This window comes from Cobetia marina, assembly GCF_001720485.1.
GTDB lineage: Bacteria > Pseudomonadota > Gammaproteobacteria > Pseudomonadales > Halomonadaceae > Cobetia > Cobetia marina.
The window spans coordinates 732,702-759,346 of sequence record NZ_CP017114.1 but is presented as its reverse complement, the minus strand read 5'-3'; the positions used below and the strand labels follow the sequence as shown (position 1 = coordinate 759,346).

The 26,645-nt window shown below is 65.8% G+C and carries 16 protein-coding genes; 10 read left to right on the top strand and 6 right to left on the bottom strand.

Annotation, left to right across the window (positions count from 1 at the left end; all coding sequences use genetic code 11):
• The first annotated feature begins 139 nt into the window (after window positions 1-139).
• The 7 genes from BFX80_RS03275 (at window position 140) to betT (ending at window position 11,778) form a co-directional block, all read left to right on the top strand.
• Window positions 140-1,540 (top strand): efflux RND transporter periplasmic adaptor subunit, encoded by a 1,401-nt coding sequence (locus BFX80_RS03275; RefSeq protein WP_084207933.1) that lies wholly within the window; start codon window positions 140-142, stop codon window positions 1,538-1,540.
• Window positions 1,537-4,662: an efflux RND transporter permease subunit gene (locus tag BFX80_RS03270; RefSeq protein WP_084207932.1), complete on the top strand. Its 3,126-nt coding sequence runs from the start codon at window positions 1,537-1,539 to the stop codon at window positions 4,660-4,662. The genes BFX80_RS03275 and BFX80_RS03270 overlap by 4 nt, the downstream gene beginning before the upstream one ends.
• On the top strand, window positions 4,659-6,221 hold the full coding sequence (locus BFX80_RS03265; protein ID WP_077378395.1) for a HAMP domain-containing histidine kinase: 1,563 nt from the start codon (window positions 4,659-4,661) through the stop codon (window positions 6,219-6,221). Before BFX80_RS03270 ends, BFX80_RS03265 begins: the two co-directional genes overlap by 4 nt.
• Before the next feature lie 35 nt (window positions 6,222-6,256).
• Window positions 6,257-7,000 (top strand): response regulator, encoded by a 744-nt coding sequence (locus tag BFX80_RS03260; protein ID WP_084207931.1) that lies wholly within the window; start codon window positions 6,257-6,259, stop codon window positions 6,998-7,000.
• A 200-nt stretch (window positions 7,001-7,200) separates the two neighbouring features.
• A complete protein-coding gene (locus tag BFX80_RS03255) occupies window positions 7,201-7,578 on the top strand; it encodes a hypothetical protein (RefSeq protein WP_077378389.1) in 378 nt (125 codons plus the stop codon).
• A gap of 155 nt (window positions 7,579-7,733) precedes the next feature.
• Window positions 7,734-8,864, top strand: coding sequence for a hypothetical protein (locus BFX80_RS03250; RefSeq protein WP_084207930.1), 1,131 nt, complete (start codon window positions 7,734-7,736; stop codon window positions 8,862-8,864).
• An 871-nt stretch (window positions 8,865-9,735) separates the two neighbouring features.
• The gene (gene betT, locus BFX80_RS03245; RefSeq protein ID WP_077378383.1) at window positions 9,736-11,778 is read left to right on the top strand and encodes a choline BCCT transporter BetT; all 2,043 of its coding nucleotides are present in this window, start codon (window positions 9,736-9,738) and stop codon (window positions 11,776-11,778) included.
• Window positions 11,779-11,897: 119 nt separating this feature from the next.
• Here the strand turns inward: betT and BFX80_RS03240 are convergent, their stop codons facing one another.
• From BFX80_RS03240 to ptsP, 3 genes are read right to left on the bottom strand one after another with little or no spacing between them, the layout of a single operon-like run.
• Window positions 11,898-13,679 (bottom strand): PTS fructose-like transporter subunit IIB, encoded by a 1,782-nt coding sequence (locus BFX80_RS03240; protein ID WP_084207929.1) that lies wholly within the window; start codon window positions 13,677-13,679, stop codon window positions 11,898-11,900.
• Window positions 13,676-14,728: a 1-phosphofructokinase family hexose kinase gene (locus tag BFX80_RS03235; protein ID WP_084207928.1), complete on the bottom strand. Its 1,053-nt coding sequence runs from the start codon at window positions 14,726-14,728 to the stop codon at window positions 13,676-13,678. The genes BFX80_RS03240 and BFX80_RS03235 overlap by 4 nt, the downstream gene beginning before the upstream one ends.
• Window positions 14,728-17,697, bottom strand: coding sequence for a phosphoenolpyruvate--protein phosphotransferase (gene ptsP, locus BFX80_RS03230; RefSeq protein WP_077378373.1), 2,970 nt, complete (start codon window positions 17,695-17,697; stop codon window positions 14,728-14,730). The genes BFX80_RS03235 and ptsP overlap by 1 nt, the downstream gene beginning before the upstream one ends.
• 387 nt (window positions 17,698-18,084) lie before the next feature.
• Between ptsP and cra the strand changes: the two genes are divergently transcribed.
• A complete protein-coding gene (cra, locus tag BFX80_RS03225) occupies window positions 18,085-19,077 on the top strand; it encodes a catabolite repressor/activator (RefSeq protein ID WP_077378370.1) in 993 nt (330 codons plus the stop codon).
• A gap of 38 nt (window positions 19,078-19,115) precedes the next feature.
• On the opposite strand, the gene BFX80_RS03220 is transcribed toward cra, so the two are convergent.
• Complete coding sequence (locus BFX80_RS03220; RefSeq protein ID WP_157109426.1) at window positions 19,116-21,629, bottom strand: hybrid sensor histidine kinase/response regulator; 2,514 nt, start codon at window positions 21,627-21,629, stop codon at window positions 19,116-19,118.
• Between the two features lie 103 nt (window positions 21,630-21,732).
• Window positions 21,733-22,404 (bottom strand): molybdopterin-dependent oxidoreductase, encoded by a 672-nt coding sequence (locus BFX80_RS03215; protein WP_157109425.1) that lies wholly within the window; start codon window positions 22,402-22,404, stop codon window positions 21,733-21,735.
• A gap of 321 nt (window positions 22,405-22,725) precedes the next feature.
• Here BFX80_RS03215 and BFX80_RS03210 point away from each other — a divergent pair, with 321 nt between their 5' ends.
• A complete protein-coding gene (locus BFX80_RS03210) occupies window positions 22,726-24,753 on the top strand; it encodes a metallophosphoesterase family protein (RefSeq protein ID WP_240499655.1) in 2,028 nt (675 codons plus the stop codon).
• Window positions 24,737-25,711 carry a histone deacetylase family protein gene (locus BFX80_RS03205; protein WP_240499654.1) on the top strand — a complete coding sequence of 325 codons (975 nt, stop codon included), beginning with the start codon at window positions 24,737-24,739 and terminating at the stop codon, window positions 25,709-25,711. Before BFX80_RS03210 ends, BFX80_RS03205 begins: the two co-directional genes overlap by 17 nt.
• A gap of 74 nt (window positions 25,712-25,785) precedes the next feature.
• On the opposite strand, the gene BFX80_RS03200 is transcribed toward BFX80_RS03205, so the two are convergent.
• On the bottom strand, window positions 25,786-26,601 hold the full coding sequence (locus BFX80_RS03200; protein WP_240499653.1) for an MOSC domain-containing protein: 816 nt from the start codon (window positions 26,599-26,601) through the stop codon (window positions 25,786-25,788).
• Between the last annotated feature and the right edge of the window lie 44 nt (window positions 26,602-26,645).

Here is a 26,645-nt window from a genome sequence, read left to right as displayed (position 1 = left end):
GCGCCTGCATGACATCATGCGATCATCCACCCTTTCGTCCGCCATTCTGGCCCATGATCCTACGTCTCTGCCCGGCGCTCTCGCGACTGGTCAGAGGCCGTTGCGCATCAGGGCCTGACATCTTTCGTCCGGAGTCCGCATGGACAACAGCCCTGAGTCGCCAACCCCGGCATCGCCACCCTCCGCCACTGGCAGCAAGCCACCCTCCTCCCGCCGTCTGATCTGGATGCGCCTGCTGGCGCTGATCATTCTCGCGCTGGCGATAGCGCTGGCGGCCTGGTGGATGACCCACCGCCCCGGCGCCCCCAAGCGTGCGCCCAGTGACGCCCCGGTTCCCAGCGTGGAAGTGGTGACGGTCAGCCATACGGCCAGTGCACCGACACTGGAAGGCTACGGCCGCGTGATCGCCGATCGTCAGACGACCGTATCCACCCGGGTCAGCGGTCAGCTGGCCCCCTTCCCCGAGGGCATCGAGGCGGGCCGTGAAGTCCGCGCGAACCAGCTGCTGGCGAGCCTCGACCAGCTGGATTACCAGCTGGCACTGCGTCAGGCCGAGGCGGATCTCGCCGCGGCAGAAGCCAGCCTCGCCTCGGAAAAGGGCGAGCAGATCCGCGCGGCCTCGGAATACAAGACCTTCGGTCGCAACCTGCCGGCGGCGCAGAAAGCGCTGGTGCTGCGCGAGCCTCAGCTCAAGTCGGCTCAGGCCGCGGTGGACAGTGCCCGCGCCAGCCGCGACCAGGCCAGACTCAATCTGGAACGTACCGAAATCCGCGCGCCCTATGACGGCCTGATCAGCGAGCGTCTGGTCGGCGAAGGCAGTGACCTCAACGCCTTCACCGACCTGCTGACGCTGGTGGCCACCGACCGCTTCTGGGTGCGTCTCAATCTCCCGCAGGCCGACATGGAATGGCTCTCGACCCATGCCCGTGACGGTCAGGGCACGCCGGTCCTGCTGTCCAGCAAGGCATGGCCGGAGGGCCAGCATCGGCGCGGCGAAGTGTGGAGCGTCCTGCCGTCCCTGGAGGACAACGGCCTGCTGACCCAGGTGATGGTGGCAGTGGAAGACCCATTGGCGCTCGACGTCTCCGAGGAGGCGCGCGCCAGCACGCCGGCCCTGCGCCTGGGCGATGTGGTGGAAGCGACTCTGACACCTCAGCGCACCGCATCGCTGATCGAGCTGCCGGTCAGCGCCCTGCGCAGCGGCCAGCAGGTCTGGGTGCTGACGGAGGATGGCTATCTGGAGAAACGTGCGGTGGGCGTGCGCCATCTGGGCAACGACACCCTGCTGATCGCCGGAGGCTTGAGCGATGGCGAGCGGGTCATCGTGAGTGCCTTGAGCAATGTCGAGGCCGGCATGGCGCTGCGTGCCCGCGGTGATGCGCCGACGCCGACCACCAGGACCCCTGATAACAAGGCGGCTGACGACAAGACGACGGCTGGCGACAAGAGCACCGCGACAGTTGAGCAGGACACCGCGACTGGTGACAAGAACGCCCCGGTTGCCGACAAGCGCGCCACGACCACCGGAAGTGACTCATGACGGCACCGTCGCGCCTCAAGGGCCCCATCCGCTGGATGCATGATCATGGTGTCGCCGCCAACCTGCTGATGTTGTGTCTGATTCTCGGCGGTCTGCTGATGTCCAGCCAGATCAAGAAGGAGGTCTTCCCCTCCTTCGAGCTCGAGATCATCAACGTCAGCGTCAGCTATTCCGGCGCGACCCCCGATGAAGTGTCCGAGAGTCTGTTGCAGGCCATGGAATCCGCGGTGCAGGACGTGGAGGGGATCGAGGAGATCACCGCCACGGCCGAGGAAGGCCTCGGCTCACTGTCCATCGAGCTTCAGGATGGCGTCGAGACCATGCGCGCCTACCAGGACATCCAGCAGGCCATCGACAGCATCACTACCCTGCCCGATGAGTCCGACCCGCCCGTCTACTCGCTGGCAGGTCGCTCGCGCAGCGTGATGGAACTCAAGCTGCACGGCCAGACGGATGACCAGACCCTGCGCAACGTCGCCGAGCGTCTGCGCCTGAGCCTGCTGGACAGCAACGACATCACCAAGGTGGAGCTGACCGGCATCCGTGACCGGGAAGTGCACGTGTCACTGGAGGAAGGAGCGCTGCGCCGTTACGGCCTCTCGCATCAGGATGTGGCCAGCCTGATCGGCAATCAGGCGCTCAACCTGGCCGGCGGCAGCCTGGACACCCAGCAGGGCGAGTACCTGGTGCGCTACGAGGCGCGGCGCGACGGTGCCGCCGAGTTCGCGCAGCTGCCGGTGATCTCCAGTCAGGAAGGCAATGTCATCCGCCTGGGCGATATCGCCACCGTCACCGACGGTTTCGCCGACAGTGACAAGGAAGTGCTCTATGACGGTGAGCCGGCGATCGGCCTGGACATCTATCAGGTCGGCTCCCAGACACCCAACGAGCTGTCCGCCGCGACCATGGCGATGCTGCCGGAGCTGTCCGCCAGCCTGCCGCGCGGCCTGACGCTGAGTGTCGAGGACGATGATTCGCTGGTCTATCAGGACCGTCTGGAACTGTTGCTCAAGAACGCCTGGATGGGGCTGGTGCTGGTACTGGTGCTGCTGGGCCTGTTCCTGGAGGCGCGCCTCGCCTTCTGGGTCACCCTGGGCATCCCCACGGCCTTCCTGGGCGCGATGCTGTTCCTGCCGCTGGTCGGCGTGTCCATCAACATGATCTCGATGTTCGCCTTCATCATCGCGCTGGGCATCGTGGTGGATGACGCCATCATCGTCGGCGAGAACATCCACTCGCATCGCGAGCGCGGCGCCAGCATGCGCGAAGCCGCCATCCTCGGCGCACGCGAGATCGCGGTGCCACTGGCGTTCTCGATCCTGTCCAACATCGTGGCCTTCATTCCGCTGCTGTTCCTGCCCGGCTTCCTCGGGCTGGTATTCGGCATCATCCCGCTGGTGGTGATCAGCATCTTCGCGCTGAGCTGGATCGAGGCGATCTTCATCCTGCCCGCGCACCTGGGACACACCAGCGAAAAGCCGATTCGCTGGCTGGCACCGCTGGACCGCGTGCGTCACGGCGTCCAGCACGGACTTGAGCGCTTCACGCGTCAGCGCTTCCAGCCCTTCCTCGAGGGATGTCTGAACTACCGTGGCCTGACCGCCATCTGTGGCCTGGCGCTGCTGGTGCTGGCGATGGCCTGGATGGCCAGTGGCCGTCTCGGCTTCTCGCTGATGCCACGCGTGGAATCCAACCGTGCCGGCGTCACCGCCAATCTGCCGGTGGGCAGCCCGATCAGCCAGGACCGCGAAGTGCGCACCCTGCTGCTGGCGGCGCTGGACCGCGTGCGCGAGCGCGAAGCCGACCTGGCGGTCTTTTCCACCAGCGCCGAGATAGAAGGCAACTCGCTGAGCATCATCGCCAATCTGGACACCACGGTGGAGAACAACTGGTCGCCCTCGCAGCTGATCAAGGCCTGGCGCGAGGAAGCAGGCACCATCGCCAATACCGAATCGCTGCTGTTCGAGTCCGATATCGGCGGGCCGGGACGCGGCGCGGGCCTCACCATTCGACTGTCATCCTCCGACAGTGCCGCGCTGATGGCGGCCGCCGCGACCCTGGCGACCTCGCTTGAGGATTACAGCTCGCTGTCGGATATCGACAGCGGCCTGGATGACGGCAAGCGCGAGCTCTATCTGCAGCTCAATGCCTATGGACGCTCGCTGGGACTGGACGGCGCGACGCTGGCCAACCAGCTGCGCGGACCGCTGTCCGGCGCCACGGCACTCAAGCAGCAGCAGGGTCGCAATGAGGTCGAGGTCAAGGTGCTGTTGCCCGAAGCCCAGCGCGCGAGTCTGGCCCAGCTGGAGAATTTCGGCGTGCAGACGGCCGACGGCGTCAGCGTGCCGCTGGGACTGGTAGCCGACATCCAACAGGGGCGCGCTGCCTCCAGCATCCTGCGCATCGATGGTCGCCGCGTGATCGAGGTCACCGCCAACGTCACGCCGTCCGATGCGGTCAGTCAGGTGATCACCAGTCTGGAAAGCGATGTCTATCCCGAGCTGAAGAGTCAGTATCCAACTCTGAGCATCGGCTATGGCGGGCGTCAGGAGGAGACCGCCGACAATCTGGGGTCCCTGCAGGTCTCATTGCTGCTGACCCTGGCGGCGCTCTATCTGCTGCTGGCCCTGCCCTTCAGAAGCTATCTGCAGCCGCTGCTGGTGATGACGGCGATCCCCTTCGGCCTGATCGGCGCGGTGATCGGCCATCAACTGATGGGCTACGGGCTATCGGTGATCAGCCTGATGGGCATGCTGGCGCTGTCGGGCATCGTCATCAACGATGCGCTGGTCCTCATCGACTATGCCAACCGCCAGCGGCTGGCCGGAGCCAGTGCGCGTGAGGCGATCATCATGGCCGCCACGCGACGTCTGCGCCCGATCCTGTTGACCACGCTGACCACCTTCTTCGGTCTCGCGCCGATGATCTTCGAGACCTCGCGCCAGGCTCGCTTCATGATCCCGATGGCCGTTTCCATCGGCTTCGGCATCCTGTTCGCGACGGTCATCCTGCTGATCCTGGTGCCGTCGCTCTATCTGCTGCTGGAAGACCTGCAGCACAGCCTGCGTCGCCTGCTGGGACTGCCGCCCCGCACCCCGTCTCAGGAGGAACGTGCGTCATGATCCAACCCGTGACCGCCCTGCGCTCGAGACTTTCGGTCCGCCTGTTCGTGATCCTGCTGCTGACCAATGTCGTGATCGGCGGCAGCATCTACCTGTTCATTTCCAAGAGCATGGACAAGGGCTTCGCCGAGTACCTGCAGCAGACCCAGCAGGAGCGCGTCGAGATGATCTCGACGGACCTGATCAGCGCCTATGCCGCCGAGGGCAGTTGGCAATGGCTCAAGAGTCGGCGCAACTGGGGGCGTATCGTGCACTCCCGCCCGCCGAGCGAAGAGGACGGCATGATGCCCGGGCCCGGCATGTCACCGCCGCCAGGCCGGGAGGACAGCATGATGCCCGGCCCCGGCATGTCGCGCCCGCCGGGACGGGAGGACAGCATGATGCCCGGCCCCGGCATGTCGCGCCCGCCGGTCGGAGAGCAGGCCATGCTGCTGGGGCCCAACATGACGCGCCCACAGGATTACATGCTGCGTGATGCCGATGGCCAGCGTCTCAATGGGGCACCGCGCCCCATTCCCGGCATGCAGTTCAAGGACCTGATGCTTGATGGCAGCAAGATCGGAGAACTCGGCTATCTGCCGGTAAGCGAGATGCTGAAGCGCGGCAAGGACCAGTATCTGGAACGTCAGTCGCGCGATCTGGCCATCATCATGCTCTCATCCGCCTTCGCCTCGCTGCTGGCGGCCGCCGGGATCGCCTGGTGGCTGGGGCACCGCGTCCGTGACCTGGCCTCTGGTGCCAATCGCCTGTCGAGTGGCGACTATGCCACCCGTCTGCCGGTCCGCGGGCAGGATGAGCTGTCGCGGCTGGCCGAGGACTTCAATGCCCTGGCGGCGACACTGGAGAGCAATCGCGATTCCCGCCAGCGCTGGGTCAGCGACATCTCCCACGAGTTGCGGACTCCCCTGGCGGTGCTCAAGGGCGAGATTGAAGCCATGCAGGATGGCTTCCGCCCGATGAGCCATTCAAGCCTCGGCTCGCTGGCCCAGGAGGTGGACGCCCTCAATCGCCTGGTGGCGGACCTGCGCCTGCTGGCACAGAGCGATGCCGGTACGCTGGAAGCCTGGCGCGAGCCGCTGGCGCTGGATACCCAGCTCCGTGACAGCCTGGACGACCTGCGCGGCTGGCTGGCGGATGCCGGGATCGCACTGGAGACCGACATCCCGCTGCCGCTGCGGGTGCTGGGCGACACGCAACGCCTGCATCAGCTGTGGAGCAACCTGGCCAGCAACACCCGTGCCTATACCGATGCACCGGGCAGGCTCAAGGTCAGTCTGCTGCACGAAGCCGCCAGCCCCGCCCAGGGAGCCGGCCACCCCGGCTGGGCGATCGTGCGCTGGGAGGATTCCAGCCCCGGCGTGCCGGACGCCGAGCTTGCCCACCTCACAGAGCGACTGTATCGCGTCGAGAACTCGCGCAATCGCTCAAGCGGTGGCAGCGGGCTGGGGCTGGCCATCGCCAGCGCGCTAGTGAGTGCCCATGAAGGCGAGCTGGTGCCGGGGCACTCCACACTGGGCGGGCTGCGATGGGACATTCGCCTGCCGCTGTTGTCTACTTGAGACTGACTCTTTTTCATCCGCAAGGACTCTTGACCATGAGCGACATTCACGCCGACCACTCCGATGACCAGGCACAATCTCGCAAGCCACTGATTCTGGTGGTCGAGGATGAGCCCAAGATCGCCAGCCTGCTGTGCGATTATCTGAATGGCAGCGGTTATCGCACCCGCCACGTGGATGATGGCAATGCCGTCATCGCCGCGGTCAATGACGAGAGACCGGCACTGGTCCTGCTCGACCTGATGCTGCCGGGCACCGATGGCCTCACCCTGTGCCGTCAGCTGCGCGCTGAAGACGCCCTGCTGCCCATCGTGATGCTGACCGCCCGCGTCGAGGAAGTGGATCGCCTGCTGGGGCTGGAGCTGGGCGCCGATGACTACATCTGCAAACCCTTCAGCCCGCGCGAGGTGGTCGCCCGCATCAAGGCCGTGCTGCGTCGCAGCCAGGCACTCGACCAGACGCTCTCGCAAAGCTCCGCCAAGGGCCAGCTGACGCTCAACGAAGAAGGCTGGCAGGCCCTGGCGGATGGCCATGACCTGGGGCTGACCGCCGTCGAGTTCCAGCTGCTCAAGGTGATGATGCAATCACCGGGGCGCATCTTCTCCCGTGATCAGCTGATGGACCACATGTACCGGGATCACCGCATCGTCTCGGAGCGCACCGTGGATTCCCACGTCAAGAAGCTGCGCCGCAAGATCGCCAGTGCCTGGCCGGAGCGCGACGTGATCCGCTCCATCTATGGCGTCGGCTACAAGTTCGAGCCTGACGTGCTGGACTGACTCCCCGCCTCTCCCCAGGCCCGCGAACCTTTCAGCAACATGACAGCCGCCGTCTGTGACCACAGACGGCGGTTGCGTTTTTGTTGCACCCGCGGTGCTAACTTGCTGTCCAACTGCGACGGATACTGTCATCACTGCCTGAGTACGCGACATCGACTGCCGCATAGGCTCGGGCTCACGCCACAAGTGAGGTATTCGCCATGTCCCACCGTCCTGCCAAGCGTGCGCGTCCTCGCACTCGTCTGATCAGTGCCGGCATGCTGAGCGTCATGCTGATGGTGTCACCGCTGACCGTGAGCAGTGCCAGCGCCGCCGATGTCTCCCTGAGCGTATTGCTGGATGGCATCAGCCTGAACGTCAGTCAGCGCGACACCCTCGACACGCAATATCGTCACTACCGCCAACAGCGTCAGGCGGCCGAGAGCCACCACGATGCAAAGGCGCTGGCCAAGGCCCGTCAGGACTATCTGGCCAAGGTCGACAGAATCCTGAACGCCGAGCAGACAAGCCGTTTTCATCAGCACTTCGATCGCCACTACCCCGACAAGGCCAGCACGGGCAAGCAAGCCCGGCACTGACGGCCTCGTGGCAGGCTGCCGCGACAGCGTTGCAGATCCTGACATGACACATTGCACACTTACCCGCGAGTACTTGCACAATCCCGGCACATTCGCCGCCGATACTCGCTATATCGCATGAACGCAGTTCTTTATCTCGACATACGGAGTACGCCATGAACCGCATTTCTCGCAAGCTCATCGTTTCCGGTCTGCTGACCGCCCTGGCACTGCCGATGACCGCCATGGCCGCCAGCGGCGTCAAGCAACAGGAACAGCACGACGGTGCCGCCGGCCGCCAGGCAGGCCTGGACAAGATTCTCGCCAGCTGGCACCTCAGCGATGCCCAGAAACAGAAGCTCGAAACGCTGAAGCAGCAGCAGATGGAAAGCCGCAAGCAGCTCAAGGAACAGACCTTCGACTCTCGCGAAGCACGTCGTGATGCCATCAAGGCCCAGCGTGACCAGCACAAGGCGGCCCTCGCCGAGATTCTCGACGACAACCAGGTCAAGGTGCTTGAAGCCTACTGGGCCGCAGGCAAGCCGATGCACGGCAAGCATGATGCCAAGCGCCCTGATAGAGCCGGCAAGCATGGCGACAAGCCGATGGCCATGAAGGACAAGCCGGCCGGCGGCAAGCACATGGGACGCGATGGCGATCAGCGCATGGCATTGATGGGCGCCCTGTTCGACAGCTGGAACCTGGATGAGGACCAGCGTGCGTCCCTCAAGGATTCCTTCGACGCCATGCGCGACGACATGAAGTCGCTCAAGGAGACCGACTTCGACTCGCGTGAAGCGCGCAAGGCCGCCTTCAAGGAACTGCGCGAGACGCAGCACGAGCGCCTCGCCAAGGTGCTCAACGATGACCAGATCAAGGTGCTGGACATGATGCACCAGCGCGACAAGCGCGGCCCGAAGATGGCGGAGCGTCAGCAGCGCGAAGGCATGAAGGCCCTGCTGGCAAGCTGGAATCTGAGCGATGATCAGATGCAGGCGCTCAAGGAAGTCCGCAAGGAAATGCGTGACGAGATGCATGACAGCATGAAAGAGATGCACGACGACATGCAGGATGCCATGAAGGACGCCGACACCAGACAGGAGCGTGTCGCGGCCCGTCAGGAAATGCGCAAGGAGATGAAGGAGCAGCGCCTGGAACTGCGTCAGGAAGGCCGCGAGAAACTGGCTGATGTCCTGTCCGCCGAACAGCTGGACGCGCTGGAGGCCTTCATGGCCAATGGCATGCGTCATGGCGGCCCGCACGGTGGTCCGCAGGAGGGACCGGGCGAGCCGGCTCCGCAGGCCTGATGCGCGGCACCTGAGAGGCGACTCCCCTTTTCAGGTGCCAGCCAGACACGCCCCATGAAGTGACCCTGATCGGTCTTGTGGGGAAGAAAACGCGAAAACGATGCCGCCCCGGCCGCCTTCTGGTGGTCGGGGCGGTGTCGTTTTCGTCCATTGGCGACAGAAATGTCTCTCTCCGCGACATTCCTGACGGGAGGCTCTGGCATGAGGGCTCGCGCCCGACGGATCGCGACAGGTTCATAAGAGAAAGCGACAGTCCCCCTGTCTTTTTGGGTAATGGGGGTTATATTTTTATTGAACAATCAATTAAAATAATTTTGCGAGGCCTTGAGCATTACATGGCGTGATGATGAGAGTCGTGCTTTCCTGACTGCTGAGCTCCCCCGTCCGAGGGTTCTCTCGAACGACAGGGCATTGAGCAACGGTGTCCATGACAGAAGCCGCCGCAAGGGGATGCCTGCAACCGTCAGCGGAAAGCGGACCCGGCACTGGCCGCGAAGGAATTCGCGCCGCGCAGATGTCGGAGTCAGAGATCTTCGCAAGACAGTCTCTGACGTCCAGCAGCGCCCTGTGAACGTTCACCATGATGAAGGTCGCGAGACAGTCGCCAGGCATGCCGTTGCCGAGGCGCCCGCCGACCGACCTTCGTGAATCGCCTTGAGGCCGTTCTCGCCTGCTGCCTGCGGATGGACCTGCCATTCCTCCGCCTGCCAGTCGACACTGCCACCGCTTCAGCGCTGCCCATGACGGGCGCTGAGCGAGGCCCGTGCCGTTCGTGTCCGTCTTTGCTGACACCCTGCCGTTGCCCCCACAGCCGCAGGCTGTCAGCAAAGCACTACGCACGAGTGAAACTTCCCCATGACAGGAGTTCCTCATGCAGAAACCCGCTTCCTCCGAGAGCGCTGCGCCGACCTCGAGTCGCATCAATCCGACGGTCTTCTACGGATCGATCATCGGTATCGTGGCGTTCCTCGCCTTCGCGATGCTGTTCACCGAACTGGCTGACCAGTGGATCGGCAATGCCCTGAGCTGGACCATCGATACCTTCGGCTGGTTCTACATGCTGGCCATCGTGGCCTATCTGGTCTTCGGTGTGCTGATCGCCTGCTCACGCTTCGGGCGCATCCGCCTGGGACCGGACGACTCGCGTCCTGAATTCTCGCTGATGTCCTGGGCCGCGATGCTGTTCGCCGCCGGTATCGGCATCGACATCCTGTTCTACTGCATCGCCGAGCCGCTGTCCCACTATGTGGCACCGGTCACGGGGGACCCCGAGACCCAGGCGGCGATCCGCAACGCCATGGTGGAAACCTTCTTCCACTGGGGGCTCTCCGGCTGGGGCATCTATGTGCTCGCCGGCATGTCGCTTGCGTACTTCAGCTATCGCCACCGCCTGCCGCTGGCCATCCGCTCGGCCTTCTATCCGCTGCTGGGCAACCGCATCAATGGCCCGATCGGCAACGCCGTGGATATCTTCGCCATCATCTCCACCGTGTTCGGGATCGCCACCTCACTGGGCATCGGCGTCATCCAGCTGAACTACGGTCTCAAGTTCATGCTGGGCGTGCCCGAGAACCTCGCCGTGCAAGCGGCACTGATCATCGGCGTGATGATTCTGGCGACGATTTCCGTCATCACCGGTGTCGAGAAGGGCATCCGCCTGCTGTCCGAATTCAACATGCTGCTGGCCACCGCCCTGCTGATCTTCGTGCTGGCCGTCAGCGACACCTCCCAGCTGCTCAACGCGCTGGTGCTCAACATCGGTGACTACCTGACCCAGTTCACCGCCAAGAGCTTCGATACCTATGCCTACACACCGGGTACCGATGAATGGATGAGCGGCTGGACCCTGTTCTTCTGGGGCTGGTGGATCGCCTGGACCCCGTTCGTGGGCCTGTTCCTCGCGCGCATCTCACGTGGCCGCACCATCCGTCAGTTCGTGTTCGGTGCGCTGCTGATCCCGTTGAGCTTCATGATGGTATGGATGAGCGTCTTCGGTAACTCGGCCATCGACATGGTCGCCAACCAGGGCGTCAGCGCACTGGCCACCGAAGCCCTGAACGCACCGCAGAACACCATCTATACCTTCCTGGAGCAGCTGCCGTACTCCACCATCACCACCGCCGTGGTGGCGATTCTGGGGATCGTGTTCTTCGTGACCTCCGCCGACTCCGGCGCGCTGGTACTGGCCAACTTCACGTCCATCCTCAAGGACGTCAACCACGATGCACCAATCTGGCTGCGCATCTTCTGGTCCGCCATCATCGGCCTGCTGACGCTGGCTCTGCTGATGGTCGGGGGGCTGAGCGCGCTGCAGAGCGCCGTGGTGATCACCGCCGTGCCCTTCTCCATCGTGCTGATCTTCATGATGATCGGCATGTACAAGGCGCTGATGATCGAGGACCGCAAGGAGAACGTGCGTCAGGACAACAGCTGCGTCTATGAAGGGGTCGACTGGCACGAGCGTCTGGATCACGTGCTCGACTTCGCCAAGAGCGGCAGTGCCGAGGCAACGCTGAAGCGCTCCATTCGTCCGGCACTCAATCAGCTGGCCGAAGAGCTCAACCGTCGCGGCCAGGTCTCCTCCGTCAGTGAAGAGACGGCAGAGGGCGAGCCGCTGCCGCGCGTGACACTGGAAGTCGAGTTCGAGGATGCCTCCAACTTCGTCTACCAGGTGCGTTCGGTGCGTCACCAGACGCCGAGCTTCATCGATGCCAACGATGACTACTACCTGCGTCTGGCCGTCCACCTCTCCGAGGGTGGCAGCGGTCAGGAGCTCAACGGCCTGTCGCGTGCTCAGGTGCTCGATGAAGTGGTCACCGCCTATCAGCAGCATCTGGCCTTCGTGCGCAACGATACGGTCAATGAAGCCCCGGTGATGCCAGGCGTGATCGGCAAGCAGACCGACATCGACTGAGTCGTCACCCGTTGCCGAGCCTACGCTCGGCCTGCAACGCAAAGCCCCCGCCGGTCTCCCGGCGGGGGCTTTTCCATGTCTGCGCCATCACGTCACGGGTACCCGAGGCACCGGACATTTCAGGTCGCGGCGACGGTCTCGACCTGCTGTGCGCCCTTCTTGATCATCGCATAGCTGATCGCGGTCACCAGGGTGCCGGCGACGATGGCGCCCAGATACATCAGCGGCACGTTGATGGCATTGGGGATCAGCAGTACGAACAGACCACCGTGCGGCGCCAGCAGCTTGGCACCCACCAGCATCGACAGGGCACCGGTCACGGCGCCACCGACCATGCAGGTGGGAATCACGCGCAGCGGGTCCTTGGCGGCAAAGGGAATCGCGCCCTCGGAGATGAAGCACAGCCCGAGAATGAAGCTGGCCTTGCCGGCCTCACGCTCCGGTTCGGCGAACTTGGAACGTGCGATGAAGCTTGCCAGTCCCATGCCCAGCGCCGGCACCATGCCCGCGGCCATGATCGCGGCCATCGGCGCGTAGGTCTCGCTGGCCAGCAGGCCGACCCCGAAGGCATAGGCGGCCTTGTTGACCGGCCCACCCAGGTCAAAGCACATCATCGCGCCGAGCAGAATGCCCAGCAGGACCGCGTTGGCCGAGCCCATGGACTCGAGGAACTCGGTCAGCGCCGTCATCAGCCCCGCCACCGGCGTGCCGACCACGTAGATCATCACCAGCCCGGTGACCATGCTCGCCACCAGCGGGATGATCAGGATCGGCTTGAGCGACTCGATGGACTGCGGCAGCTTCACGTAGCGGCTGAGCCCCGAGGCCGTGTACCCCGCGAGGAAGCCGGCGATGATGCCACCCAGGAACCCGGCATCCAGTGTCGCGGCCAGCCAGCCCCCGATCATGCCCGGCGTGATCCCCGGACGGTCCGCGATCGAGTAGGCGATGTAGCCCGCCAGTACCGGAATCATCAGCTTGAAGGCCGAGCCACCACCGATCTGCATCAGCGCCGCCGCCAGCGTGCCCTCCTCCTCGAAGGCCTTGATGCCGAACACGAAGGACAGCGCGATCATCAAGCCGCCCGCCACCACCATCGGCAACATGAAGGACACCCCGGTCAGCAGGTGCTTGTAGGGGCCGCGCTTCTCGCCCTTCTGCTGGCCACCCTGACCGCCAGAGGCCGTGGCGGATTCCACCTCAGCACCTTCCAGCGCCTGTTCGATGGTGTCGCGCGGCTTCTTGAGCGCGGTACCGGTGGAGGTGCGCCAGACGCGCTTGCCGGCGAAGCGGGTCGGGTCGACCTCGATGTCACAGGCCAGAATCACCACCTCGGCCTCGGCGATCTCCTGTTCGGTCAGCGCATCCTGGGCACCGACCGAGCCCTGGGTCTCGACACGGGTCGGATAGCCCAGCGTCCGCCCGGCCTCGCTCAGTGCCTCGGCGGCCATGAAGGTATGCGCCACACCGGTGGGACAGGCCGTGACCGCCACGATGGACGGCCCCCGGGACGACGTGACGGGTGTCCCACCGGCAGCAGACGCGGGTGCGGCCGAGTCCGTGAGGGCCGCTATGTCCTTGCGCTCCAGCACCCGGGCACGCGAGTCGGCCAGCTCCAGAAAGGCCTGCGGGTCCGGCAGCGCATCCTCGATGGGGGCCAGATGCACCCGCTTGCCGAGAAAGTCGTCCAGCGCCACGCTGGCCAGCGGCGATGCGGCGATCAGCACCAGCTCCGCCTCCGCCAGCTGCGCCTCGCTGAGGGTGATCTCGGGTTCGATGCGCGAGCGCATGTCGATGATCGGATTCCAGCCACGACGACGCGCGGCCTGCTCCAGGCGGCGCGCCGCCAGGAAGGTGGTCGCCATGCCACTCGGGCAGGCGGTGACGATGATGACGTTCATTGGCGTGGCTCTCCGGCTGTCTCGACATCGGCAGACGCCAATGTCTCGATGCTGGTGTGTTGTTGGAGGGTCTTGAGTGTGGTGGCAAGCGGATTGCCGGGACCGGGATGGGTCACGGCCTCGGCGGAGAGTGCGGTGGCATGGCGCAGAATCCGCTTGCGGTCTTCGGGTGAGGCATCGGGCTGACAGAGCACGCCATGCAGCATGGCGGCCAGCAGGGTATCGCCGGCGCAGACGGTACTGACGACCTGCATGCGCGGCGGCCGAGCGCGCAGCATGGCGGCGCCGGGGCTGGCCCACAGCACGCCTTCCGGCCCGGCGGAGATCAGCGCCTGCTCGATGCCGTGATCGATCAGACGCCTGAGCGCACGCTCGCGGGCCGCATCACTGTCCAGCGGCTCCCCGGCCCACAGCGCCAGCTCCTGTTCATTGGGCTTCACCGCCGTGGGCGGCACCGCCAGCCCCGCTTCCAGCGCGGCGCCGCTGGTATCGAGCCAGCAGGCGACATGGCGTTCGCGCACGCGACTGACCAGTGCTGCCAGCTGGGCATGGCTGATCCCCGGCGGCAGACTGCCGGCGATCACCACCGCACAACGTGGCAGATTGCCCTCGGCCTGCTGGCGGTCGATCCAGTCATCGATGCGCGCTTCCAGGCGCGCCAGGGCGTCCTCGTCCACCCGCATGCCGGTACCGTTCACGTCGGTGACCCGGCCACTGGCCTCGCCAAGCTTGACGTTGATGCGCGTCGCACCGGCCACGCGCTCGAAGGCGTCCACCAGCCCCCAGTCGGCAAAGGCCACGGTGAAATCGGCCTGATTGTCGGCCCCCAGAAAGCCGCTCAAGGTCACCGGGTGGCCCAGCGTCGCCAGCACGCGCGCCACGTTGATGCCCTTGCCCGCGGCTTCCAGATGATGACTGCGTGCACGGTTGACCGTTCCCAGCGTCAGACTGTCCAGCCCGATGCTCAGATCCAGCGCAGGATTGAGCGTCACGCACAGCACGGGACAGTCAGCAGCCGAGTGTGATGGCGAGTGATGGGAAGCTGTCATCACACCTGCTCCTCCTGCCGGGGATGGGGTTGGGCGTTCTGTTCGATCAGGCTGTCCAGCGCACTGCGCACGTCTTCCGACGTCGGCTGCGCCAGGGCGACGCGTGCCTGTTCGCGCGCCATGGTCAGATCCAGCTCACGCACCCGCGCCTTGACCAGCGGAATCTGGCGACTGGAGACGGACAGTTCATCCACCCCCAGGCCGACCAGCACACCCACGGCCTGATCATCACTGGCCAGCTCACCGCAGACGCCGACCCAGGCACCATGGGCATGCGCGGCCGCCACCGTCATCTCGATCAGACGCAGTACTGCCGGATGCAGCCCATCGGCCTGTGCGGAGAGCGTGGCATGGCCGCGGTCGATGGCCAGGGTGTACTGGGTGAGATCGTTGGTGCCCACCGAGAAGAAATCGACTTCGGGAGCGATGCTGGCGGCCGTCAGCGCCGCCGAGGGAATCTCGATCATCACGCCGACCTGCACGTCACGCACCAGCGGCTGGCCGTGCTCGGCTTCATGGGCGGCGTCCAGCTCGCTGCGTACGCGCTCGACGATGGCACGTGCAGCGCGCAGTTCGGCAAGGTCCTTGACCATCGGGAACATCAGGCGGATCGGGCGGGAGCCCGCCGCCATCAGCAGTGCCCTGACCTGAGTCTCGAGCACTTCCGGACGCGTCAGCGCCAGACGGATGCCACGCAGCCCGAGGAAGGGATTGTCCTCTCGCGGCAGCGGCCAGTACGGCAGCGGCTTGTCACCGCCGACATCCAGGGTGCGTGCCACCAGCGGGCGGCCATCCAGCGCATCGAGTGCCTCACCGTACTGGGCGGTCTGGGTGGCGAGATCCGGTGCCTGCGGATGGGCCATGAACACGAATTCGGTCCGCAGCAGGCCGACCCCTTCGGCACCGCGCTCGACGGCGTCGCCGGCATGCGCGGTATTGCCCAGGTTGGCCACCACCTCGACCTGATGGCCATCCCGGGTGATGGCTGGCGCCATGCGGGTTTCCCAGGCCGCGGCCTGACGCTGTTCATGGCCGGCGATCGCCTCTTCGGCCCGGGCGCGGCGACTGGCGGAAGGCATCACGCTGACACGCCCGCGCTCACCATCGACGATCAACTCGCTGCCATCGGCGATCGCCAGCACGCTCGGACCAGCCCCGACCACCGCCGGAATGCCCAGTGAACGCGCCAGAATCGCGCTGTGCGAGGTGGCCCCGCCCAGGGCCGTGACCAGTCCACGCACCCGGGAGGTATCCAGACGCGCCACATCCGACGGGCCGATATCCTCGGTCACCAGCACATGCGGCGTCTCGGGGGCGCTGGGCAGCGGCGTGTCGGTGAGCACGCCAAGCACACGGCGCCCGACGTCGCGCAGGTCAGCGGCACGCTCGGCCAGCAGACGGTCCGCGAGGTTTTCCTGGGCTCGCGCGGCGCTGTCGATGGCGGACCACCAGGCAGCCTCGGCGCTGTGGCCTTCCTCGAGACTCTCGCGCGCCGCGGCAAACAGCTCCGGGTCGCCGAGCATCTCTTCGTGCATGGAGAGAATCTCGGCCATCTCGGCGCCTTCGGCCCGATTGACCAGCTCCTGCAGCTGCTCACGCGCCGTCTGGATGCCGCTCGCCAGCCGCTGGGCCTCGTGCTCGGCGCCCGCATCGCTGCGCGCCTCATAGAGAAAGCGCGGCTGATACATCACCCAGCAGGGCGCGATGGCCATGCCCGGCGAGGCCGCCACCGCCGGCACGACACTGTCGGCCTCGGGGGCTGCCACCTTGTCGGAAGCCGGCTGGGCATCCGGCGCACTGGCCTCGGGACGCTGGTCCATCAGCGGCTCCACGGACTCGCCAAGTCCTGCCTTGACCGCCGCGACCATGGCATCCAGCGCGGCCTGATTGGCCCGGGCATCCTCGCCGTTGGCACTGAAGACCAGCGTCTGGCCACGACGTGCTCCCAGCCCCAGCACCTTGGTGAGGCTGGCGGCACTGACGATACCGCCTTCCCCCTGCTCGAGGCGCAGCGAGGGAATGATGCCGAAACTCTCGCCGGCGTCCCGCGCGGCCTGCACCAGCTGCTTGGCGGGACGGGCATGCAGGCCATGTGCATTGAGCAGCGTCACGCTCGCCAGCTGTGCCGTGGAGGACTCCCCCAGCAGCCGCGCCAGCAGAGCAGAGGTGGACAGCCCCGGCAGGCGCTCGCCTGCGCCATCTTCCAGCAGCGTCAGCAGACGCTCCAGCAACACGCGGTGCTGCCCGCCATCAGCGTCCAGTGCCAGACAGGCCACGGCGTTGATGCGCCCGTGACGGGTATCCAGCGCCTTCTCGGGCGTGACCACGGACAGCGCCGGCTGGCTCACGTCCTGTCGGGACTGCACCAGCCAGATGCCCTGGCCCAGAGCGTTCGGCTCGGTCTGGAGCATCGCGGTGAGAAAGCCGTCCCCGACGCAACCGGCCTGACGCAATCGCGCCGCGCCTGCCAGCACCAGCTCATCGCGGTCGCGTGCCGGGAAGCCACACAGCACGGTATCGGCATCCAGACGTGGCGGAATCACCTCGCGGCCAAGCTCGGCGAGAATCTGCTCCGCGGTCGTCGCGGATGCCAGGCGCTCACTGACGCCTTCGCGGTCCAGCACGCGCGTCAGGGAACGCAGGATATCGAGGTGCTCATCGGACTGCGCCGCGATGGTCACCACCAGAAAGACACGGTTGCCATCGTGCCACTCCACCCCCTGCGGGAATTGCAGGACACGCACGCCGGTGGCCAGCACGGCCTCACGACTGTCGGGTGTCCCATGGGGAATCGCGATGCCCTGCCCCAGGTAGGTGGAAGACTGCGCTTCGCGAGCCAGCAGACCTTCACGATAGGCCGGCGTGGCGCGCCCACCGGCAACCAGGGCATCAGCGGCCTGATTCAGGGCGTCGCGCCAGTCATTGGCGTGGGCGGCGAGGAGGACATCCTCATGAGCAAGGCTGAGCATGGCGGGCTCCTTGAGGCCCCTCTCTGGCAAGAGGCCTGGATGTGTGACGTGCGGCGCGGGCGTGACATCTGACGCACCGGCACTTCATGGGGCGAGTACCACAAGGGTAGCGGCGGCGTGGCGTGATGACGAATACTGCTGAATCGTGTCACCTCAATGGATTCATGCTGGCCGTTTTCTTGCGCGTGATCAAGTGAATGCCATGCAGATGAGCGGTTTTCGTGACTAGACATTGGGCGTAGAGCCGCCTGTGGTGCGGGGTTGCGAGGGGTCGGTCGAGGGATACCGTCATCAGTGAGGATTTGCACCTCAGGCCACAAGTGAGCATCATTCCTCGCACATGGAGCTCGCAGGTCCCGTTCTCCCTCTTCCAGCAAGGACAGTGGCATGACCCTGGCAGAAATCGCGCGTCTTGCAGGCGTTTCACGTACCACCGCCAGTTATGTGGTCAATGGGCAGGCACAGGCACGACGTATCAGCCCACAGACGGTCGAGCGCGTGATGGCGGTGGTGCAACGCCATCACTACCGGATCGATGCCCAGGCAGCCGCCCTGCGCCGTGGGGAAAGCCGGACACTGGGGTTCATGCTGCCCGATCTGGAGAACGCCAGTTACGCACGCCTCGCCAAGCTGCTGGAACGCGGTGCCCGCGAGCGCGACTATCAGCTGTTCATCGTCTGCTCCGACGACATCCCCGACACGGAGCGCGAACTGGCCCGCATGCTCAAGGCTCGCAGGGTCGATGCCTTGATCACCGCCAGCTGTCTGGCACCGGATGATCCCTTCTACCGCGAACTGACGCTGGATGGCTTCCCGGTGATCGGGGTGGACCGCGCACTGGACACGCGCCACTTCGCCAGCGTGGTCAGCAACAATGCCGATGCCGCCAGCCAGCTGACCCGTGCGGTGCTTGAGCATTCACCACGAGACCTGCTGTGGCTGGATGCCTTGCCGGAACTCGAGATATCGCGGGAACGTGCCCAGGGCATGCGCTCGGCGCTCGAGACCCATCAGAGCCAGACGCCGCTTGAGGCGACGACACTGCACGCCGCCCGCTATGAGCGCGCCGCCGGTGCCGAGGCACTGCGCGGATATCTCGCGCACTCGCCCATGCCGGAGGCGATCGTGACCGCCTCCTACACCTTGATGGACGGCGTGCTGGACGTGCTGTTCTCGAAGGGCCCGCCTGTCAACGCCCCCAGGGCGATGGCCAGCTTCGGCGATGATCGCCTGCTCGACTTCCTGCCGTTGCCGATCCACTCGCTGCCCCAGTGCCACCAGCGCATCGCGGATACCACCCTCACCCTGGCGCTCGCCGCCATCCAGAGCGATATCACGCCGGGCCTGACCCTGGTGGAACGCGAGTTGCGTCGCCGCTAGACGCCTCACGCGCCGCCGGGCCCGGCCCCGCGACCGGTTCAGCTATCCTGCCCGCCCACCGTGGCACGATGCTCACGTATTTCCGCCAGCAGCGCATCCACAGCGGCCTCGATACGTCCCTGGGGTGCCTGCCGGGCGAGGTGCTGTTCAAGCAGCTCCGCGGCATCGCTCAGCAGGTCATGCTCCAGCGCTGCGGCACTGCCCTTGAGCAGATGCGCCTCATGGGTGAGCTGCGCCAGATCCCCTTGCGCCAGCGCACGCGTCAGACGTAGATGCTGCTCCGTCAGCTGAGCATCGAAGGCCTTCTCGAGCTCGGCGATGCTGGCGGTGTCCAGCTCATCGCGCAAGCTGGAGGGGGATGGGCTCGTCAGATGACGGGCTTGTGGTGCCGGCCCTGGGCGGCCTGGCGTCTCGGCGCATGCTCCCGGCGATGCTCTCCCTTGAGCATCACGCTGAGCCTCACCCCCGGCGTCGCCGCGAAGGCCAGGCCCCGGCTCGCCCCTCCAGTCCGGTTCCGCCTCACCCTGATGCCAGCCAGCCAGGCCTCCGTCCCGCAGCTGCCAGCGCGCCAGCATGGTGGCGACCTGGTGACGGCGCATCGGCTTGGAGAGGAAGTCATTCATGCCGGCCGCGAGACAGCGCGCCCGTTCACCGGCCTCCACATTGGCGGTCATCGCCACGATCAAGCTGGCGGTGCGTCCGTCGCGCCGCTCCAGTGCCCTCAAGCCTCGCGCCACGGCGAAGCCATCCATCCGCGGCATGCGCAGATCCAGCAACACCAGCACGATATCGTCGTTTTCCGCACACCAGTCCAGCGCCGCCTGACCGCTCTCGACCACCGTCACCGCATAGCCGAGACTGCACAGCATGGCGCGCGCCACTTCACGATTGATGTGGTTGTCATCCACCACCAGCACCTTCTCTCCACGGCTGAGCGGCAGAGGCGCGTGGGAGTCGGTCTGCGGCTGGCTCATGGGGGCGAGCGGCAGCGGCAACTCGCACCAGAAACAGGCGCCTTCGCCCTCGCGGGAGTTCATGCCCAGACGCCCCCCCATCAGCTCCACCAGGCGGCGCGCGATGGCCAGTCCCAGTCCGGTGCCGCCAAAGCGCCGCGCGATCGAGGCATCCCCCTGGGTGAAGGGCTCGAACAGACGCTTGGCCTGCATCTCGCTGATGCCGATACCGGTGTCATTGACCTCGAAACGGACTCGCCCCGCCGGCAGCGGATGCACCATCAGGGTGATCCTGCCGTGCCGGGTGAACTTGAAGGCGTTCGACAACAGGTTGAGCAGCACCTGACGCAGGCGAACGGAGTCTCCCATGACCCAGCGTGGCAGCTGGGCCGAGCGATGATCGACGAAGGCCACACGGGTACTGTCCAGTTGCGGCAGCAACAGATCGATGACGCCATCGACGGCCTGCTGGAGATCGAAGGGTCGCCGCTCGACGGTCAACTTGCCGGCCTCGATCTTCGAGAAGTCCAGCACGTCATCCACCAGCCCCATCAACACCTCCCCGCTGTCACGCAGGCTGGTGGCATACCGGTGCGCGCTGTTGTCCAGCGGCTCGGCCAGCAGCAGCTCGCTCATGCCGATGACACCGTTGAGTGGCGTGCGAATCTCATGACTCATGGTGGCGAGGAATTCGGACTTGGCACGGCTGGCCTGCTCGGCGCGTTCGGCTTCATGCTTGAGGGCCGTGGACAGGCTCAGCAGCTGCTGGCGGGCCTGCTCCCGCGCACGGGCCTGCAGCCAGACCTGGCGACTGACCAGCAGGGTCGTCAGTACCATCAGCCCGAGCAGCAGCAGCATCCAATGCACGAGTCGATCGCGCTGCTGGCGTTCCTGGGTGGACTCCTCGGCAAGCTGGGCTCTCACCCGCAGCAGCAACGTCTGGGTGACGTCACTGATCTCGTCGCTCAGCGTCTGCAGCCTCGCGACAGAGGCGGCGTCCGGCAACTCTCTGCCCTCACGCCACTTTGCCTCCTTCCGCCACTCCCCCTCTTCCCGCCATACGCCCAATCGGATGTCGAGGTAGTCGATCTGGCTCATCACCTCATCGGCCAGCATGGGCACCGAGGCCAGGCTCATCAGATGATGACGGAAGTCGCCGCGCCGGAAGATGAAGGTCCGGCTGTAGAGCAGCTCGAAATCCTCCAGCACCTCCTGCCAGGCCGCACCACGCTTCACGCCCTGCGCCTGGGCATAGCGCGCGAGGGAATTGGTGAGGGTGATGGCCTCGCGGTCCAGCTGATAGACCGTCCAGACGGCATCATCGCGAGTGCGATTCTCGAGCTTTACCTGGTTGTGGAGGATGACACCGCCCACTCCCACGGCCGCCAGCAGCAAGGCGATGATGATGGCCATACCGACCCACAGCGGCCAGCGTGTCCGTGGCGCCTGGGCCAGAGCATGCATGGCGTGCGAGTCTGCCTCGCCGCCCGGCACCTCATCCCGTGATGCAGTGGAGCCCGCCACCGACGAGGGGGAAGACGGCTCACCATCATGTGGGTTGCCGGGCGTGGACGAGGGAGACGAGAAGATCCGATTCAAGCGCGAGCCAGAGGGTACCTGAGGAAGGGGGTCCCCGGGACGAGGATGCCCGGGACGACGGCGCCCGGAGGCGACTTGACGACATCCGTCATCGCAGCCTTGGTCATCGCAGCACCAGCCCGTTGACCTGCCAGACGCTACGGAAGCGAATCTCTTCCGTCATCAGTTCCGGATGGGCATCGAAGGGATAGAGGATGAACAAGGGACCGAAATCCCGTACCGGCATCGGCTCGCCATCGCGGCGCGTCGCCAGCAACACCTCGTATCGCGTGATATCCGACATCGGGATATCGGCGGAAAAGTCATTGATGGCCTTCACGCTCACCGTCGAGACATCCTGCCCCACCCGCTGGATCAGCTCGCGCAGCAAGGGCCCACTGAAGCGGACGACTCCCTGGGTCCATGGCGTGTGGGTGGCATTCACGCGCGAGGGCAGCGCCTCCAGCATCGGCATGTCAAAGCGAGCCAATGGCGACGCCTCACTGCCGGCATTGCCACACGTCACCACGCCGCTGATGGTCAGCACGACCTTGCCCTTGGGCGCAGGCAGGCATTCGTTGGCCTTGAGCGGGTGAGCCTCCCTTGCAGGGGGCACTGACGCGTGCGCCGCCAAGGCAGACGGGGCAAGGCCTGCCGCCAACAGAGCGAGGCACAGCGAGGAGACCCGCCGCGCCCCACGCCATGCGCGAATCGCCACGGCTGTCTTCCCGGTCTTGTCAGGCGCCACCAGAGTGCTTTCTGCCTCTGTCCAGATGGCCTTGAAGCGGCCTGCCATGCACTCTTTCATCCTGCTGTCCCATGCTATCCTGCCAACGCCACGTCCGCAGAGAGCCACAACTCTACGTCAGCCACCCTGTGCTTTGCGAGCCTGCGACAAGGCGTGCCTGACGACTCGGCTGCCTTTGAAGGCCTGCATCCGGCCCCGCTCTGAACGCTCGGCGTCGCGTCGTGTCGCCTGACCGGGGACCCACACCATGCTGCCGGCCGCGATCTGCAGCGCTGCCCATTTTCACCCGTCGAGTCCGTTTCGTTCATGACTGATTGCCCAGCGTCCCCCGAGCCTTCCCTTCTCCTGCCACGCGTTCTCGCGGGTCCGATGCTCAGGCGCGTCACGCCAGACAGCATCGTACTGTGGCTGGTGACCTCGCGCCCTCAACAGGCCCGCGTGTGGCTACTGCCGGAAGACGAGAGCCGCCCACCGCTCGCGGGGCTCCCAGATACGCCACCTGCCCGACTGACGGAGCATCTGGCCATCCCTCTGGGCACCCATGCCTGGCTGATGCTGCTGGAGGCCCATGCCGAGTCTCCCCTGCCCGCCGATTGCGCCATCGCCTACGAGCTGGCACTGAGCGAGCGCGAGGACACCGCTGACAGTAGCGCCGCGCCGCAGGACGGCGACTGGCATGGCATCGCCGAGTGGGGCCCAGAGATCTGCTACCCCGGCGAGCCTCTGCCACGTTTCCGTCTGCCGGCGAAGCTGACCCGCATCGCGCATGGCAGCTGCCGCAAGCCGCATCACGGCCTGAGTGACAAGGAGGCCGAACGCGTCTGTGCCAACGCCAGTGACAGCGCTCCTGAAGGCCCGGCCGGCGACGGTCTGGTCGCACTGGATCACTGGCTGAGTGAGCGGCGCACCACACCGCTGGAATGGCCGGAAGTGATGCTGTTCACGGGCGATCAGATCTACGCCGATGACGTCGCCGGCCCCATGCTGGGGGCCATCGATCAGGTGATCGAGCGCCTGGGACTGCCGGAAGAGACCTTGCTGGGCGCCGAGGTCTCCGACAGCCGCGAACTGCGCCAGCACCCGTCGCACCTCTATCATCGCCCGCAGCTGCTACCGGACATGCCAGCCAATGAGGGACTGGCCGCCAGTTTCTTCGGCGCCAAGCGCAAGCCCATCTTCACCTCCACCGGGGCTGACAATCACCTGATCGGCCTGTCGGAAGTCGTCGCCATGTACCTGCTGGTGTGGTCCGACGTGCCGTGGGCGGCCCTCGGGGTCGAACTGGAAGACCCGTCAGCGCTCGAAGGCCATGACGAGGCCACCCGCGAGCGCCATGCCCGCGAGGCACGCCATCTGGCACGTTTCCGCGCTGGGCTCGGTCAGGTGCGCCGCCTGCTGGCCAACGTCTCCAGCCTGATGATCTTCGATGACCACGACGTCACCGATGACTGGAATCTGAGTGCCGCCTGGGAAAAAGCCGCCTACGGCAATCCCTTCTCGCGGCGCATCATCGGCAATGCGCTGACCGGCTACCTGCTGTGTCAGGGCGCGGGCAACGCACCTCGGGCGCTCGGTGAGCTGCTGGAGCAGGCCAGCGAGCTGTTCACCGATGCGCATGCCGACACCGAGACCGCGCCGGAGGGCCATTTCGACGTCGAGCGTCAGGAGGCGTTGATCGCCCGGCTCGAGCGCTGCGAGCGCTGGGACTATCAGCTCGAGACCACGCCGGCCCTGATCGTGGCGGACACCCGCACTCGCCGCTGGCGCAGTGAGCGCAAGCTGTCGCACCCTTCGGGTCTGATGGACTGGGAGGCGCTGTGTGAACTCCAGCAACGTCTGGTGGAGCAGCGCGCGGTGGTACTGGTGTCTCCGGCTCCCGTGTTCGGGGTCAAGCTGATCGAGACGATCCAGAAGCTGTTCACCTTCGCCGGCAAGCCGCTGATGGTGGACGCCGAGAACTGGATGGCCCACCAGGGCGCCGCCAGCGTGATGCTCAACATCTTCCGCCATTCGCGCACGCCGCAGCATTTCGTGATTCTGTCCGGCGATGTGCACTACTCCTTCGCCTACGATGTGCGCCTCAGGCACCGCCGCTCCAGCCCGCACATCTGGCAGATCACCAGCAGCGGCATCCGCAACCGCTTCCCGGTGGGATTGCTTGACGTGCTGGATCGCCTCAATCGCTGGCTGTACGCCCCACGCTCACCGCTCAACCTGCTGACACGGCGTCGCAACATGCGCATCACGCCACGTCGTCACGATGCCGCAAGTCACGGCGAACGCCTGCTGAATGCCTGCGGTATCGGACTGGTGGATCTCGATGCAAAGGGCCGCCCCATCGCCATTCGTCAGCTGACCACCGAGGGCCGGGAGGTGCACTTTGTCCCACGTCGCTGAGGCTGCCTGCCCGCCACTGGCGCTGATCCATCACCCCGGCTATCGCATCGCGCTGCCCGAGAAGCATCCGTTCCCGATGGACAAGTTCAGCGTGCTCAAACGGCTGCTGGACCGCCAGTTGGCCGACTGCGCCTGGGCCGTCGAGTGGGTGATGCCCCAGCCCGCCGAGGAGGAAGACCTGCTCAGCGTGCACACCCGCCGCTACGTGCATGAATTTCTCAGTGGCACCTTGAGTCATCAGGCCCAGCGTCGCAGCGGTTTCGTGTGGAGCGAGGCCCTGCGCGAGCGCAGCGTGCTGGCGGTGGGCGGCACGCTGACCACCGTGCGCGAAGCCCTCACGCGCGGCCTGGCCTGCAATACCGCCGGGGGTACCCATCACGCCCATCCCGAGGCGGCCAGCGGATATTGTCTGCTCAACGACATCGGCGTGGCGGCGCATCAGGCACTGGAAGATGGCGTGACGCGGGTGCTGATCGTCGATCTCGACGTCCATCAGGGCGATGGCACCGCGTTGATCTTCGCTGACGAGCCACGGGTCTTCACGCTCTCGCTGCATGCCGAGAGCAACTTCCCGGCCCGCAAGCAGAAGAGTGATCTGGACGTGCCCCTGCCGAAAGGCATGGGCGATGAGGACTATCTGGCGGTGCTGGAGCGCACGCTGGAGGCGGTGCTGACGCGGGTGCAGCCGGAACTCGTGATCTTCGATGCCGGGGTCGACCCGCACGCCGCCGACAGGCTCGGCCATCTCGAACTGAGCGACCGCGGCCTCTACCGGCGCGAGCGGCATGTCATCCGGCGCTGTCGCGCGGCGGGCGCGGCCGTGGCCTGCGTGATCGGCGGCGGCTATGACCGTGATATCGAGGCGCTGGCGTGGCGACACAGTCAGCTGCACCGGGCAGCGCTGGATGTCTGGCGTGAGGCACATGGTCAGCCTGCCCTGTTCGGGCCGCCGGACTGAGCCTTGCCAACCGCCCCCTGAACGCAGACGCCCGCCACCTTCGATGGCGGGCGTCTGCGTTCAGCCGCGAGGCGTCACTTGAAGGCCGTGACCTCGACAGGATCACCGACCCGCAGCGGCGGCTGGCGCGTCGGGTCCACCGCCACCAGGTTGTAGCCGAAGTGCACCTGGCCATCCTCGAAACGGCGCACCCGCGCCAGTGTCGTCAGCGGCTCCCTGTCACCGCGCTTCTCGCCGGTGGCCGGGTCGACATTGACCATCGCGCAACGCGTGCAGGATGACACCAGGCGGAAACGTACCTCGCCGATCATCACCTCCTGCCAACCATCCTCGGCCCAGGCCTCGGCACCGCTGATCACGAGATTCGGCCGGAACTGGTTCATGCCGTGATCCGCCGTCGGCGTCTCGCGATTGAGCGCTTCCAGCGAGGCCTCGTTGGCCAGCAGCAGCGGGAAGCCGTCCGCGGCACTCACGCGCTGTCGGATGATCTCGCGATAGCGCTCGGAGCGCTCGCCCAGCCAGCACAGCCGCACCGGCATGCCGAGCTGCTCGCTCAACCAGGCATCCGCCTCGTCACTGACGCTCAGGGCGCTGAACTGGTCTGCCCACACCTGGATGTCGAGACGCTCGGCCTCATCACGGGTCGCGAAGCTCACCTCACCGCAGGCCGGGCGGTCCAGCTGCCACAGCCGCCAGTGGCCCGGCGACTGCTCGCGAAGTGCCAGACGCTGCATCTGCGGATGCGTGCGTGCGGTGACGAACTTGCCGCGTGCCGCGACCACCACGAAACGGCGGTCCTGCGTCAGGCCTTCCTCGCCGACAGTCGTGCTCTCAAGTGCCTCGGCGGCGCCTGACTTCAAGGGGTAGCGCCACAGGTGGGTCAGCTGCATCAGGGTCTTCCTTGTCGATGGATACCGAGCGAGGCACATTACCA

Excerpts from the sequence above, each read along its gene's own strand:
- BFX80_RS03275 (WP_084207933.1), top strand. The coding sequence starts at position 140 with ATGGACAACAGCCCTGAGTCGCCAACCCCGGCATCGCCACCCTCCGCC.
- BFX80_RS03270 (WP_084207932.1), top strand. The coding sequence starts at position 1,537 with ATGACGGCACCGTCGCGCCTCAAGGGCCCCATCCGCTGGATGCATGAT.
- BFX80_RS03265 (WP_077378395.1), top strand. The coding sequence starts at position 4,659 with ATGATCCAACCCGTGACCGCCCTGCGCTCGAGACTTTCGGTCCGCCTG.
- BFX80_RS03260 (WP_084207931.1), top strand. The coding sequence starts at position 6,257 with ATGAGCGACATTCACGCCGACCACTCCGATGACCAGGCACAATCTCGC.
- BFX80_RS03255 (WP_077378389.1), top strand. The coding sequence starts at position 7,201 with ATGTCCCACCGTCCTGCCAAGCGTGCGCGTCCTCGCACTCGTCTGATC.
- BFX80_RS03250 (WP_084207930.1), top strand. The coding sequence starts at position 7,734 with ATGAACCGCATTTCTCGCAAGCTCATCGTTTCCGGTCTGCTGACCGCC.
- betT (WP_077378383.1), top strand. The coding sequence starts at position 9,736 with ATGCAGAAACCCGCTTCCTCCGAGAGCGCTGCGCCGACCTCGAGTCGC.
- BFX80_RS03240 (WP_084207929.1), bottom strand. The coding sequence starts at position 13,679 with ATGAACGTCATCATCGTCACCGCCTGCCCGAGTGGCATGGCGACCACC.
- BFX80_RS03235 (WP_084207928.1), bottom strand. The coding sequence starts at position 14,728 with ATGACAGCTTCCCATCACTCGCCATCACACTCGGCTGCTGACTGTCCC.
- ptsP (WP_077378373.1), bottom strand. The coding sequence starts at position 17,697 with ATGCTCAGCCTTGCTCATGAGGATGTCCTCCTCGCCGCCCACGCCAAT.
- cra (WP_077378370.1), top strand. The coding sequence starts at position 18,085 with ATGACCCTGGCAGAAATCGCGCGTCTTGCAGGCGTTTCACGTACCACC.
- BFX80_RS03215 (WP_157109425.1), bottom strand. The coding sequence starts at position 22,404 with ATGGCAGGCCGCTTCAAGGCCATCTGGACAGAGGCAGAAAGCACTCTG.
- BFX80_RS03210 (WP_240499655.1), top strand. The coding sequence starts at position 22,726 with ATGCTCAGGCGCGTCACGCCAGACAGCATCGTACTGTGGCTGGTGACC.
- BFX80_RS03200 (WP_240499653.1), bottom strand. The coding sequence starts at position 26,601 with ATGCAGCTGACCCACCTGTGGCGCTACCCCTTGAAGTCAGGCGCCGCC.